Annotated in this window: 1 protein-coding gene; it reads left to right on the plus strand. The window is 48.5% G+C overall.

Annotated elements, in window-relative coordinates; translation table 11 throughout:
• On the plus strand, window positions 1-229 hold a 229-nt coding region (locus FFM73_RS12885; RefSeq protein ID WP_171001305.1), incomplete at both ends, for a hypothetical protein.

Raw genomic sequence — 229 nt, forward strand, 5'->3', positions numbered from 1 at the left:
TAATCCGGATGGCACGATCACAGTTGATAATCCAACGACAACCGGTAAAGTTAACTACACGCCAAATGATGCCAAAGCAAATGTGACGATTCCAAGTAACCAAGGTGACCAAACGGTCCCTGATGTAACTGGTAAGACGGGTGAGCATGTTGATGTTGATGTGCCGCCAATTGAAGGGTACACACCAGATAAGACAACAGTCCCGGCCACGGTTAATCCGGATGGCACG

Origin of the sequence: Secundilactobacillus hailunensis, assembly GCF_005405185.1 — a bacterium.
GTDB classification, from domain to species: domain Bacteria; phylum Bacillota; class Bacilli; order Lactobacillales; family Lactobacillaceae; genus Secundilactobacillus; species Secundilactobacillus hailunensis.